We start from the raw sequence: 12,949 nt of genomic DNA on the forward strand, positions 1-12,949 counted from the left end.
CCGATTTAGTTAAACTTCCATAACTCCAATTCCTACGCCGGCATTACCCGGATCAGGTGCATTTGAGGTTGATGGCTGGAGGGCTTTAAGGTTGATGGCATTACCCTCTACCTTTTTACCTTCTACCTCTCTCCTCAAAATGGGTATGATCTCAGCCTGTTTTTGTGTTTATACAAACAAGGCACCCCTAATGATGAGGCAAATGTAGAAAAATATTGCGTTATTGTTTGAAATATCTGATATTCTTACAGCTTAATGTATAATAAAGGGAAATGGTAACCTGTATGGCTAATAAGTTGTTTAAATATTAATGGTTAAGATCGGTCGCGAAACTTAAAACATTATCCAAATTTGAATATCGTGAACAAGCCTATTCTTTTATATTTGTTGATATAATGGATGCTGATGAAAATCATTAAAAAAGCAATAGCTTATTTTTTTCTATTTCTAATTTTATTCTTTGCAGGACTATTTATCTGGCAGCCATATTTAGTGCGGGTGCTTTGGTATCGTACACCTGATGCCACTACTTATAAAGCGTTTCCACAAGATACAGTTCATAAAAGCGATGTTGCTTTTCATTTTATTCGGCCACAAAAAAAGAGGATGGATATCGATACACTTCAGGTTTTAACCGTTGACAGGCAATCTATCCCTTTTAGAGATTATTTTACAAAAGGTAAGTTGAATGCATTTATTGTGATCAGAAATGACAGCATATTATATGAAAAATATAGTGAAGGATATACCGACACTACCTTAACAACTGTATTTTCTGGGGCAAAAAGTATGGTATCAATTTTATTGGGTCAGGCTTTGAAGGAGGGCTCAATTAAAAATTTATCTCAGAAAGTAACAGATTATATCCCTGAATTGAAGACAAATCCTGCTTTTAAACACATCACTCTGAAACATCTTTTAGAGATGAAATCGGGTTTAGTATTTCAGGATGCATTGGGTGGAATCATTAAAGCATTCTTATCTGATGAGGCAAAATATTACTACACCCACGATATGAAAGCCGAACTGCTAAAGGTAAAACTGGCGAATGCACCAGGTACGGTTTGGAAATATAAAAGTATCGATCCAATCTTATTGGGCTGGGTAATTGAACGGGCGACAGGAAAAAGTTTATCGAAATATTTTGAAGAAAAACTGTGGAAGAAAATAGGAACAGAATATTTTGCTACCTGGGGTCCCGATCACCAAAATGGTTTAGCCAATACCGCCAGCCGATTTCAGGTTACTGGGATTGATTGGGCTAAAGTAGGTCGTTTATACCTGAACGGTGGAAAATATAATGAAGATCAGGTTGTACCTGAAGATTGGGTGAACCAATCTATTGGTATTGGAAATGAAGCACCAGCATCTGCAAAAGGCTGGCAAAAATCTGCGCATCATTATTTATGGTGGATTCCACAAGCTGGTGATAAAGGTGATTTTGCTGCAGAGGGGATGCGCGGACAGCGGTTATATGTAGACCCTAAAACAAATACCATTATTGTTCAGTTTGCAGCGCATGGCACAGGAGATTATCCTTATCGAAAAATCAGCAGATACCTGGCGGGGTTGCCGTTTAATTATCCAGGTCTCAACCGTAAAGCTCGCGAAGGAAATACGCAAAGGAAAAGAAGCGGATTTTAAGTTAAGTTTTTATGAATAGTGAGATAAGCATTTTTACTTTGCTTTCTCTGCGTATTACTTTAAATTCTTTGCGGTTAAATTTTTAAATAGTAGTACATTACTGATCAATGGAAAACGAAGACGTAAAAATCCTAAAAAAGAAACCAATTTTTCCGGTTACGCCGGCATTACAGAAGTATTTGCGTACTTACCAACGCGAGGCCAAATTGCCAATTGGTTACGATGATTTGATGCAATTTAATGAGGCTTTTCCTTTGATGGATAAGTTTGGCAAAGATTCGCTTTGGGAAGGGCCAATTTATGCACAAGATTTGATTGAAACTTTGCATAGTGGTTTGAAAGAGATTTACGCGAACCTTAAAGCATCAGGAAATCTTCGTATTGTAGAGCACAAATACATAGACAAAATTGAATACTGCACTTTTGGAAATACCCATCCATTTCGCATTAGAATCGTTAACCGACTGAATGATGTTTATGACTATTTCTACATTAAAAAAGCTGATGCTTCCCGTATTTATGGTTTAGAAATGGAAGAAATTTTATCTCCGAATCAGGTCAATTACCTGGTAGATGGTGATACATTGGTTGAAGAACACGTTGCCGGAATTCCAGGTGATGTGTTTACAAAAGGCCAGCTATACACACCAGAATTTAACCCAACGCGAATTGCAAAAGAGTTTGTAAAATTTAATGAACGATGTTTAATTATGCTCTTAGGCGATATGAGGGCATATAATTTTGTGGTGCAGATTACGCCAGATTTTGATGATATCCAATTTCGCATCCGTGCGATAGATTTTGATCAGCAATTTTACGAAGGGAACCTTAAAGTTTATTTACCTCAGTTTTTTAAAGAGAATCTGCCTTATGTAAAGATGAGTATGGAGCAGCTCACAGAGAAAACCGTATTGCAATATCAGCAGGAAGAACGTTCTTCAATTGTACATCGTGTAAGGAGCGAACGACATCGCTTAACCGATCTTCGCGACGTATCAAATAAGGAAGAACTAACTACCCCAGAAAACATAGCCATTTTAAAACAAGGCATGAGTGATTATTTTAAGGATACTAATTATTTGAAGTGTAAAAACATGACGGATATTATCGAACTGAATATCAAAAATATCATCAGACAGGTTAAATTATAATTTATTAAATTAGTGGATTAGTTATCATATTATGAAAATAAAAGCTTTTCTTTTTCTCATTATAGGTTTTCTTTTTTTAAACATGTCTTTCAAAGAAGGTACACCTCCAAGTGCCGATGCTGTTTTAAAAGCAGCATTGAAAGAAGCAAAACAAAAAAAGAAAAAAGTATTTATTATGTTCCATGCATCGTGGTGTGGTTGGTGCCATAAAATGGATAAAAGTATGAATGATCCTTTAGTGAAGGCTTATTTCGATGATAACTTTATCATTAAACATTTAACAGTTTATGAGCATACGGATGAACTCAAGAAGACTGAAAATCCCGGGTCGGAAGATTTAATGAAGAAATACAATAGCGAAGGTTATGGGATTCCACTTTGGTTTATTTTTGATACAAATGGCAAATTGTTGGTAGATTCTCACATAAGGCCTGAAGGTACCGGATTCGAAACAAAAGGTAGTAATATAATTGGTTGCCCATCTTCAAAAGAAGAGGTAGAAGAGTTTATTAAAATATTAAAACAAACTACGAAATTAAATGACAACGATCTTGAAAAAGTAACTGCTGTATTTAGAAAAAATGATCCTAAATTTAAGGGCTAAATAAAAAACGGTTGACAATTTGCCAACCGTATCTTGAGTAAATCTAGAAAGAGCGTCTAAAAACATTTAGGCGTGCTGCCCCTCGTGTACTCCCTCTGCAAATTCCTCTACAATTTTATCATTAAAAGCTGGTAAATCTGCTGGTGTTCTGCTGGTAACCAAGCCCTGATCTACTACCACTTCCTCATCACTCCATAATGCACCTGCATTAATCAAATCTTTAGAAATGTTTTTTACAGAAGTAAGCTTTCTACCTTCTACCACTTCTGCATTAATTAAGGTCTGCGGGCCGTGGCAAATGGCTGCAACTGGTTTTCCATCTGCGAAGAAAGATTTTACAAAAGCAATCGCTTCTTCGTTTACCCGTAAATGGTCTGGGTTAATTACCCCACCCGGCAAAAGCAAGCCATGATAATCTTCGGCATTCGCCTCTGATATCGTTTTATCAACATCAACTTCTATCGACCAATGATCCTTATCCCAAGCTTTTATTTTTCCACTTTTTGAGGAGATGATGTGAACGGTTGCGCCCTCTTCTTTTAACCTTTTTACTGGTTCGGTTAATTCAACTTCTTCAAATCCGCTTTCTGAAAGTACAGCAATAGTGCGGTTACTTAATTGTCCCATAATCTTTTCTGTTTTAAATAGGTGATGTATTTAAGACAAGAATGAGGGAAATTTTGTTTTTATAAATTTGAGATTAATAGCTGAATATGCCTCTGATGACTCCGTTTATTTATGTGCTTTTAATCGTTCGTTCGCCTATGCTTTACAAAGTAGAAGGCTAAGTTACCTGCAATGAAAACATGATTAAGGATATTTGGAATTAGTCCGTAATATTTGGTAAAAATATCAAAACGTTCTTTTAAGCTTTCCCGATGCTTTTTTTTGCTCATGCCACCAACCAGGTATTTGGCTACATAGCGATGAACATTCACAATATTGGATGCTTTTTTAGTTGCTTTAATAATCCAGTCGATATCCGCACTGTACTTATATTTCAGATCATAATTTTCTACAATGCTTCGTTTAATGTAAATGGCCTGATGACTGACATTCATGCCATATTGAAAGCTTTTCCAGTTAAAAACTTCAGGAGCTTCGTGGCGTCTCCGGCCTAAACTTTCCCAATTGTCGTTATACATTTCGGTTTCACCATAGTAAATATCTGCAGCAGGAGCGGAGTCAAAAATATCTTCTACCGTCTGTTCATCATAAAGTTCATCACCAGAATTCATAAATAAAACATATTCACCTGTAGCCAAAGCTAAGCCCTTATTCATGGCATCGTAAATGCCCTTATCAGGTGCTGAAATAATTTTAGAGATTTGATTCTTATAGCGTTCTACTATTTCTAATGTGCCATCAGTAGATTTTCCATCAATTACGATATATTCAATGTTTTTATACGTTTGGTTTAAAACCGAATTAATCGTTCGTTCGATATCCCGAACATTATTGTATACAATGGTAATGATGGTTAATTTAGGCATATTTTAGTCCATAAGTTTTTTAAGGGTTTCCACATCGGGTAAAACACCCTTATAAGCTGCAGGCAATTCGGTACTTGTTTTATAGGTGGCAACACCCATAGCCTTGTTAAAATCTCTGAATGAAAACTCAACCACTTTGTTTTTCTTCTCCTTACAAAGGATAATTCCTATTGAAGGTTGTTCATGTGGTTGCTTAACATACTCATCCAGAGCTGATAGGTAAAAATTCATTTTACCCATATATTCAGGTTTAAATTTACCAGTTTTAAGCTCAAAAACAACCAAACATTGCAAGCGCCTATTAAAGAATAAAAGGTCTAAAAAGTATTCTTCATCTTCTACAATTAACCGGTATTGATTGGCAATAAAAGCAAAATCTGATCCTAAAGACATTAAGAATTTTTTGATGTTTTGAACGATTTCGCTCTCTAATACTCTTTCGTCTTTTTCATCATTATCTTCAATGTTAATGAAATCCAATAAATACTCATCTTTGAAAGATTGTAGAGCCTTTTGTCTTACTTCATCATTAAGTATTGTTTTCGAAAAGTTATTGGGTAAACTACCTGTTTTTTGAAAGGTTTGATTATTAAGATGGTTTTTTAAGGTGCTTAAACTCCAAAATTCTGATGCTGTTTTCTGAATGTAGAAGATCCTTTCTTCTAATACTTTTGTACTTTGTAAAACTTCAATATGATGGGTAAAGCTTACATTTAAAAAACTATTTTCCAATTTGGCCGTCACTGACGGGCTAAATACAATATCCTGTAAATCAAGAACTTCTAATTTGGCCGTCACTGACGGGCTAATTAAGAAATGATCTTCCCAAGACTCAAAAAAGAGCCTCATTCGTTTCATGTTCGTAGCAGAAAACCCCCTTAACCCTGGTAGTTCCATTTGCAAATCTGATGAAAGATTTTCGATAACTTTTGCACCCCATTTTTCCTCATCAATCTTTTGAGATATAAATTTGCCAACTGCAAAGTAAAGTCTCAAAAGTTCTTTGTTAGCTAATGAAGCAGCCTGATAACGACTTTGTAGAATGGCTGATTTTAATGCCTTAATATTGCTGAGATGGCTATTAGATATTTCCATAATCGTATTTACTTCGGTTGTAAATCTATCAGTGTTTCATACAAATGAATGTGCTCAGCTGCAATTATTTCTTCCGAAAAATTAGTTAAAATGCTTAATCTCGCTGCCTTTTGGACTTCTTCCTTATTTGGACGATGGTATAACCACTCGATTCCATTAGCTAAATCTTCAGCATTTTCATATTCGGCCAGGTAACCATTTTGCATGTGCTTCACCATATCCGGAATTCCACCCGTAGTAAAGGCAATTACAGGCGTAGCACAAGCCAGACTTTCCATTACCGTATTGGGTAAATTGTCTTCCAGTGATGGTGTAATAAAGGCATCGGCGGCAGAATAGCATTTGGCTAGATGTTCATCGTTACTAATTGTTCCTAAAAAAGTAGTTTTAAAAGGAAATTCTGGCATTTCTGCATTATCCTTATTGCCAAATATAACGAGTTCTATGTTCTCTTTTTTTATTCCAGAACGGCGTGATAAAATTTCTAATGCTTCAATTAAATAAGGTGTACCCTTATGTTTATCATTTTTAGACGGCATGAAACCGCTCATCAATACAAATTTATCCGGATCTATCTTTAAAATTTTCTTTGCTTCTGATTTAACATACGGCTTAAAGATTTTAGTTTCGATGGTATTCGGAATAACCGATGCTTTTCTTGTGCCTAGTAAACTGCTAAATTTTACTGATTTTGCCATCCAGTTGCTTGGCGCCACAATATGAAAGTTTAGCCTGATATAGGCTTTTTGTTTGCGGAGCCAGGTTTTATGAGACAAATCATCTTTATTACTAATTTTTAATATCGGGCAGTTGCCGCATTGCTGATGAAAATTTTCGCATCCGTAACGAACGTGACAGCCGCCAGTAAATGCATTGCTATCATGAAAAGTCCATACAATCGGTTTTTCCAATTCATCAAGTTCTGCTAAAAATTTAGGGGTTAGAAAACCATGATTAACCCAATGTAAATGAATAACATCGGCATTTTTAACCGCAGGATGGCTTTTAATCGAGCGGCCAAACCATTGTAGACTAAATGGCGTTTTAACCGATTTACTTAACCATTTTGCATAATATCTTTCCGACAGAATATTATAAACAGCTTTTGCTTTTTGTATGGGAGATTTAGAAAAAGTATCTATTTTCGGATTTTGGCCAAACTTGTAATATACTAAAACCTTTGAGTCGATTCCGTTAGCCGTTAAGGCGTCGCTCAAGCGTAAACAGGCTCTTCCTGCTCCGCCATTCCCATCATAGGTATTTAGGTGTATTACTTTCAAATCAATCAAAAATACATTTTATTGTTTACGAATATTAAATCTGTTATGTAATTTCATCCTTATATTTTCGTTTCTATCTGATTATATAAAAAAACCATTAATTAAAAAAATAATCCATTCGGAATTATCCTTCTAAAAAAACGAACAAACAAAAATCATGATTAAAACCCTGTTGAAATCGCTTGCTGCAATGGCTTTTTTGTTGCCTTGCCAATCATTTGCTCAAAATCAAACTTATTTTGCTTCGTATCCTGCTTTAACGCCCGATGCGCAAACAATAGTATTTAGTTATGATGGCGACATCTGGAAAGTTCCGGTACAGGGTGGTGTAGCTGCTAGGATTACAGGCATGCAGGGCGAAGAAATTAACCCTAAAATTTCTCCCGATGGCAAATGGTTAGCTTTTTCATCCAATCAGTTTGGCAATAACGATGTTTATGTAATGCCGTTAACTGGCGGAGACATTAAGCAATTAACCTTTAATGATGCCACTGATGAGGTGGACAACTGGAGTTGGGATTCGAAAACAATATACTTCACCTCTGGAAGATATAATTCTTTTTCGAGCTATCAGGTGAGCGCTACTGGCGGCACGCCAACACGCTTATTTGACAACTATTTTAATACCACACATCATATTGCCGAATCGCCTGATGGTGCTTTATTTTTTAATGATACCTGGGAGAGTTACCGCTTTCCCAACAGGAAGCATTACAAGGGAGCTTATAATCCTGATATTCAATCTTACAACCCAAAAACGAAAACTTACAAACGCTATACAGATTATATTGGAAAAGATTTCTGGACCAGCATCGATCAAAAGGGAAACATATTTTTTGTGTCTGACGAGGGGAATGATGAATACAATTTGTACACCTTTATCAACGGGAAGAAAACGGGTTTAACTCAGTTTGACACTTCTATTAAGCGTCCTTTTGTTTCAGCCAATGGTAAAACAGTAGTTTTCGAAAAAGATTATCAATTATATACCTACGATGTTGCTTCGAAAAAGACAGAAAAAGTAGCCATCAGCACTTCGAGAAACCAGGTGTTGAGCAAAGAACAGGAATATGATGTTAAGGGAAATATATCGGCTTTTGATGCTTCTACCGATGGTAAAAAGATTGCTTTTGTATCCAGAGGAGAGGTTTTTGTAAGTGATGCTGATGGAAAGTTTATCCGTAAAATAACCAATAGTGGTGAGCGGGCAATGGAATGTAAATGGCTGGCTGATAATAAAACAATACTGTTTAGTCAAACCGCTAATGGTTATCAGAACTGGTTCACTATAACCGGCGATGGGAAAGGAACCATTAAACAGCTTACAAAGGATAAGGCAAACAATCGTGATATCACCTTAAATAAAAGCAAAACCCTGGCCGTTTATTTAAGTGGAAGAAACGAATTAAAGTTAATGGACTTGAAAACGCTAGAAAGTAAAACACTGGTAACTGATGAGTTTTGGGCATTTCAAAATTCGTCACCTGGTTTTTCTCCAAATGATGAGTATGTGTTATTTACCGTTTACAGAAATTTTGAGCAAGACATTGTGGTGCATCATATTAAGACTAATAAAACCATCAATTTAACCAATACAGGCGTAAGTGAAACCAACCCTACTTGGTCTCCAGATGGAAAATACATTCTCTTTACCAGTGCCAGAACACAGCCATCTTATCCTACAGGATCGGCAAATGCACATGTTTATCGAATGGCCCTGAATAATTACGACGAGCCATTCCGTTCTGATAAGTTTGATGATTTATTTAAGGAAACAAAGCCATCAGAAGTTAAACCTGAAGTTATTGATAATAAAAATAAAAAGGCTAAAGCAGATACTTCTAAAAAGATTGCAACTAAACCTACACCTAAACCAGCCAGCGTAATCACCATCAATACGCAGAACATTTTAGATAGAATAGAATTGGTTAGTCCGAATTTCGGTGGTCAGTTTGGCGCAGATGCTTTTGCAAAAGGCGATAAAACCTATGTTTTTTATGCTTCGAACCATGAAGGTGGCTCGCCAGCACTTTACCGGACTACCATAGAACCCTTTGAGGCCAAAAAGACAGAGAAAGTTGCTGATGGTGGCGATTATTCAATTGTTCAGGCTGGCGATAAATTTTTTGTCTTATCGCGTGGGGTGATTAATAAATACAGTTTAGAATCTAATAAGCTTGATAAAATTGATCAGGGTTATAAATTCACCAGAAATTTGAATGCTGAGTTTAATCAGATGTTTTATGAAACCTGGGTAGGTTTAGATGAAAATTTTTATGATGAAAAATTTCATGGCGTAGATTGGGATAAAATGAGAACCCGTTACGCAGCCTATTTACCTTATGTAAACAACCGAAGTGATTTAAGGATTTTACTTAATGATATGTTAGGTGAATTGAATTCATCGCACATGGGTTTCAGTAGTACCGGAGCAGAAGAACGTAAAAACCTGAACTATACTACTAATGAAACAGGTATTATTTTCGAAAAGGAAAACCCTTTAAAAGTAGAACGGATTGCTGCTAAAAGTAATGCAGCCCGTACCGGGAACAATATTTTGCCGGGTGATGTTTTAACAGAAGTAAACGGAATAAAAGTTGATGAAAAAATAGACCGCGATTATTACTTCAGCAAACCATCTCTGGACCAGGAAATGACCTTAACTTTTGATAGAAAGGGCAAACAGGTTTTTGTAAATCTACATCCGGAAAGTGCAGGTACTTTGAGGGGTAATTTGTATGATGAGTGGATTAGCAACAATAGAAAAAACGTTGATAAATGGGGGAATAACCGAATTGCCTATTCTTATATGAAAAACATGAGCGGCGGTGAGCTGGAAACTTTCTTGCTCGATATGGTTGCTCAGGAAGAAAATAAAGATGCGATCATTTTAGATCTTCGTTACAACACAGGGGGAAATGTACATGATGAGGTATTGAAATTTTTATCTCAACGGCCTTATTTACAATGGAAATATCGTGGTGGAAAATTAGCTCCACAAAGTAATTTTGGCCCGGCAGTAAAGCCGATTGTGCTTTTAATTAATGAGCAATCTTTAAGCGATGCGGAAATGACTGCAGCTGGATTTAAACAATTGAAGCTTGGTAAAATCATCGGAACTGAAACTTACCGCTGGATTATTTTTACCTCTGCAAAAAGCTTAGTTGATGGTTCCGCTTACCGTTTACCATCCTGGGGTTGCTACACTATGGATGGAAAAAACCTGGAAAGCGAAGGGGTTAAACCTGATATTTTTGTGAAAAACACTTTTGAAGATCGGTTGGCTGGTAAAGATCCACAATTGGAAAGAGCTGTTGCAGAGATTTTAAAGGATTTGAAATAGTTTGTGATGTTTCAGAGCTTGTCGAGTCTTTTGAGGTTTCGACAAGCTCAACATGACAATTTTATAAATTATCTCTCAAAATTCCGTTTCTTTGAGGTTGGAATTAGTTGAAACATGGCAAATTTATTAACCGACAGGGCTTTTTGGGTAAATTATTGGGAACGTAAAAAAGGGCTTGCGGTTCAACTTCCGGAGAATTATTTATTTCATCGCCAACTGGCTGAGATTGTTGAGCAAAATAAGGTAAAAACAGCAATCGAATTGGGCGGTTTCCCTGGTTATTATGCGGTGTTTTTAAAGAAATATCTAAAACTAGAGGTTACGCTTTTAGATTACTTCGTTCACCCGCCTGTGGTAAATGAATTGCTGGAAAAAAATGGCTTAAATGAAAAAGACATTCACATCATTGAGACTGATTTATTTAGCTATCAGCCAGAGCAGCAATACGATTTGGTTTTAAGCTGTGGTTTAATTGAGCATTTTAACGATACTGCCGACATCATTAATCGCCACATCACTTTTGTTAAACCGGGCGGAACCTTATTCATCACCTTGCCAAATTTTAAATCGGTTAATGGCTGGTTTCAGAAAAACTTTGATAAGGAAAACTACGATAAACACAATATCGATAGCATGGATCCTGCCTTACTAAAATCAATTTGTGAAAAAGCAGGGTTAAAAGAAGTTAGGTCTGGCTATTTCGGTCGTTTTAGTGTGTGGTTAGAAGATGAAAGTCAAAAACCAGCAGGCGTTCGATTATTCAAAAAAGCAGTATGGTTAACAGGTAAATTGTTAACTAAAGTTATCCCTTTTGAGAGTCAAGGCCTTTCGCCATACATTATTCTGGAAGCAAAGAAACCGCTATAAAGCTTTCTTGTAAAGTCCAATTTCACTCAGCGTAATGCAAACCGGCGATTTTGTGACATTGATTCTGACTTTGTTCGTGGTTACTGCTGAATCCAATTTGATTAATCGCTTTGCGCCAATGCTTGTGCCGTTATAGATTTTTTTCCATTGATTGTTCTCAAAAATTTCAATGTTATAAGCTTCTATTCTTTGGCCGAGGGGGATAAATTCTTGAAGACTTATGATATCGAATGTTTGTTTTAATTTCAAATCCAATTCCAGGCTGGCCTGATGTACGTTATCAATTGTTGCCCAATAGCTTTGTTTATTTCCGTCTAACAGTAAAGAAGGTTTAAATTTCTGCCCGCGTACATTGCTTACTTTAATTATGGCATTTTTAGCCAGGTTTTTAGCAAAGGTATTTCGCACCATATCGCCGAAACCCTTCAATGCCGCAACATCATCATCATGTAATCGGCCCCTGGTATCGGGTGCTAATCCTAAATCTAATCCTGCACCACGGCCAACACTTTTTAAGTATAAATCAAATAATTGCTCGGGTGTTTTTGGTTGTTCTGCAGGATGATAAAACCAGCCTTTCCTCAAGGGAACATCGCATTCGGCAGGCATCCAGAATTTTCCATTTCTTATGCCACCAGGGCTTTGCGGATAGTTAGCCTGCCCGGGAACGGCTTCATTTTTTCCATCAGGAGCCGTAGGGGTAAAAGTTGCCCAGCTGGTTTCGGCGGCATGGCCATCTTCATTTCCTACCCAACGAATATCCAAGCCAATATCACTAAAAATATTTGCCATGGGTTGCATTTTACGGGTAATCCCCCAGGTATTTTTCCAATCGTAGTACGTGGTGTTGTCTATTGATTTTTTTTTCCTGGCACCGCCATAATAACCGTCGCCACCGTTTGCTCCATCATGCCAGCTCATAAAAAGTTGACCATAATTTCCGTATAGCTCCTTAAGTTGTGCCTGATAGATGGCTAAATATTTATCCGTGCCATACAGGGCATTATTTCTATCCCAGGGTGAACAATAAACGCCAAACTTCAATCCATTTTTTCGAACGGCCTGCTCCACTTCTTTAACCAAATCTGCCTTACCATTCTTATAAGGGCTTTTTGTAATGTTATATTCCGTTGTTTTTGTAGGCCAAAGTGCAAAGCCATCATGATGTTTTGCCACGAGTATAATGCCTTTCAAACCTCCGTCTTTTGCTGCGGTTATTATTTGTCCGGCATTAAAATCGCCTGGATTAAATGTTTTCGGATCTGCATCGCCGAAACCCCATTCTTTATTTTCGAAGGTGGTTGGCGTAAAATGAATCAGCCCATACACTTCGATGTCGTGCCAGGCCAATTGTCTTTTTGAAGGCAAGGCTCCATACGGTTTTGGTGGATCCTGTGCATAAACAGTTGCAGAAATAAGAAGGAGAAATAGAAATATTGGCTTCATCATCAGACTAAAATACAAAAAATAAT

General features: G+C 36.8%; 11 protein-coding genes. 5 read left to right on the top strand and 6 right to left on the bottom strand.

The genetic code is table 11. The features are described 5' to 3' along the window. Positions 1 to 9: 9 nt before the first annotated feature. Positions 10 to 138, bottom strand: coding sequence for a hypothetical protein (locus tag ACN1CD_RS00825; protein WP_419128351.1), 129 nt, complete (start codon positions 136 to 138; stop codon positions 10 to 12). 267 nt (positions 139 to 405) lie between these two features. Here ACN1CD_RS00825 and ACN1CD_RS00830 point away from each other — a divergent pair, with 267 nt between their 5' ends. From ACN1CD_RS00830 to ACN1CD_RS00840, 3 genes are all read left to right on the top strand, one after another. Continuing rightward, on the top strand, positions 406 to 1,644 hold the full coding sequence (locus ACN1CD_RS00830; protein ID WP_419128352.1) for a serine hydrolase domain-containing protein: 1,239 nt from the start codon (positions 406 to 408) through the stop codon (positions 1,642 to 1,644). Between the two features lie 107 nt (positions 1,645 to 1,751). After that, on the top strand, positions 1,752 to 2,795 hold the full coding sequence (locus ACN1CD_RS00835; RefSeq protein WP_419128353.1) for a hypothetical protein: 1,044 nt from the start codon (positions 1,752 to 1,754) through the stop codon (positions 2,793 to 2,795). 82 nt (positions 2,796 to 2,877) lie between these two features. Continuing rightward, entirely contained in the window at positions 2,878 to 3,399 is a 522-nt protein-coding gene (locus tag ACN1CD_RS00840; RefSeq protein WP_419128354.1) for a thioredoxin family protein, read from the top strand. A gap of 66 nt (positions 3,400 to 3,465) precedes the next feature. On the opposite strand, the gene ACN1CD_RS00845 is transcribed toward ACN1CD_RS00840, so the two are convergent. The 4 genes from ACN1CD_RS00845 to ACN1CD_RS00860 form a co-directional block, all read right to left on the bottom strand. Continuing rightward, positions 3,466 to 4,026: a type 1 glutamine amidotransferase domain-containing protein gene (locus tag ACN1CD_RS00845; protein ID WP_419128355.1), complete on the bottom strand. Its 561-nt coding sequence runs from the start codon at positions 4,024 to 4,026 to the stop codon at positions 3,466 to 3,468. A 119-nt stretch (positions 4,027 to 4,145) separates the two neighbouring features. After that, complete coding sequence (locus ACN1CD_RS00850) at positions 4,146 to 4,892, bottom strand: glycosyltransferase family 2 protein (RefSeq protein WP_419128356.1); 747 nt, start codon at positions 4,890 to 4,892, stop codon at positions 4,146 to 4,148. Between the two features lie 3 nt (positions 4,893 to 4,895). Next, positions 4,896 to 5,987, bottom strand: a complete 1,092-nt coding sequence (locus ACN1CD_RS00855; protein ID WP_419128357.1) for a PDDEXK nuclease domain-containing protein — start codon at positions 5,985 to 5,987, stop codon at positions 4,896 to 4,898. Between the two features lie 8 nt (positions 5,988 to 5,995). After that, positions 5,996 to 7,267 carry a glycosyltransferase family 4 protein gene (locus ACN1CD_RS00860; RefSeq protein WP_419128358.1) on the bottom strand — a complete coding sequence of 424 codons (1,272 nt, stop codon included), beginning with the start codon at positions 7,265 to 7,267 and terminating at the stop codon, positions 5,996 to 5,998. A gap of 157 nt (positions 7,268 to 7,424) precedes the next feature. Between ACN1CD_RS00860 and ACN1CD_RS00865 the strand changes: the two genes are divergently transcribed. Then, on the top strand, positions 7,425 to 10,610 hold the full coding sequence (locus ACN1CD_RS00865; RefSeq protein ID WP_419128359.1) for a S41 family peptidase: 3,186 nt from the start codon (positions 7,425 to 7,427) through the stop codon (positions 10,608 to 10,610). A gap of 114 nt (positions 10,611 to 10,724) precedes the next feature. Beyond that, complete coding sequence (locus ACN1CD_RS00870) at positions 10,725 to 11,477, top strand: class I SAM-dependent methyltransferase (RefSeq protein ID WP_419128361.1); 753 nt, start codon at positions 10,725 to 10,727, stop codon at positions 11,475 to 11,477. Here ACN1CD_RS00870 and ACN1CD_RS00875 read toward each other — a convergent pair. Next, positions 11,472 to 12,926, bottom strand: coding sequence for an alpha-L-fucosidase (locus tag ACN1CD_RS00875; protein WP_419128362.1), 1,455 nt, complete (start codon positions 12,924 to 12,926; stop codon positions 11,472 to 11,474). The two genes, ACN1CD_RS00870 and ACN1CD_RS00875, sit on opposite strands and share 6 nt — an antisense overlap. Positions 12,927 to 12,949: the final 23 nt, after the last annotated feature.

The sequence above is a fragment of the Pedobacter sp. N23S346 genome (genome assembly GCF_048515415.1).
Classification (GTDB): domain Bacteria; phylum Bacteroidota; class Bacteroidia; order Sphingobacteriales; family Sphingobacteriaceae; genus Pedobacter.

Coding starts and splice junctions, on each gene's coding strand:
- ACN1CD_RS00830 (WP_419128352.1), top strand. CDS start 406: ATGAAAATCATTAAAAAAGCAATAGCTTATTTTTTTCTATTTCTAATT.
- ACN1CD_RS00835 (WP_419128353.1), top strand. CDS start 1,752: ATGGAAAACGAAGACGTAAAAATCCTAAAAAAGAAACCAATTTTTCCG.
- ACN1CD_RS00840 (WP_419128354.1), top strand. CDS start 2,878: ATGTCTTTCAAAGAAGGTACACCTCCAAGTGCCGATGCTGTTTTAAAA.
- ACN1CD_RS00845 (WP_419128355.1), bottom strand. CDS start 4,026: ATGGGACAATTAAGTAACCGCACTATTGCTGTACTTTCAGAAAGCGGA.
- ACN1CD_RS00850 (WP_419128356.1), bottom strand. CDS start 4,892: ATGCCTAAATTAACCATCATTACCATTGTATACAATAATGTTCGGGAT.
- ACN1CD_RS00855 (WP_419128357.1), bottom strand. CDS start 5,987: ATGGAAATATCTAATAGCCATCTCAGCAATATTAAGGCATTAAAATCA.
- ACN1CD_RS00865 (WP_419128359.1), top strand. CDS start 7,425: ATGATTAAAACCCTGTTGAAATCGCTTGCTGCAATGGCTTTTTTGTTG.
- ACN1CD_RS00870 (WP_419128361.1), top strand. CDS start 10,725: ATGGCAAATTTATTAACCGACAGGGCTTTTTGGGTAAATTATTGGGAA.
- ACN1CD_RS00875 (WP_419128362.1), bottom strand. CDS start 12,926: ATGATGAAGCCAATATTTCTATTTCTCCTTCTTATTTCTGCAACTGTT.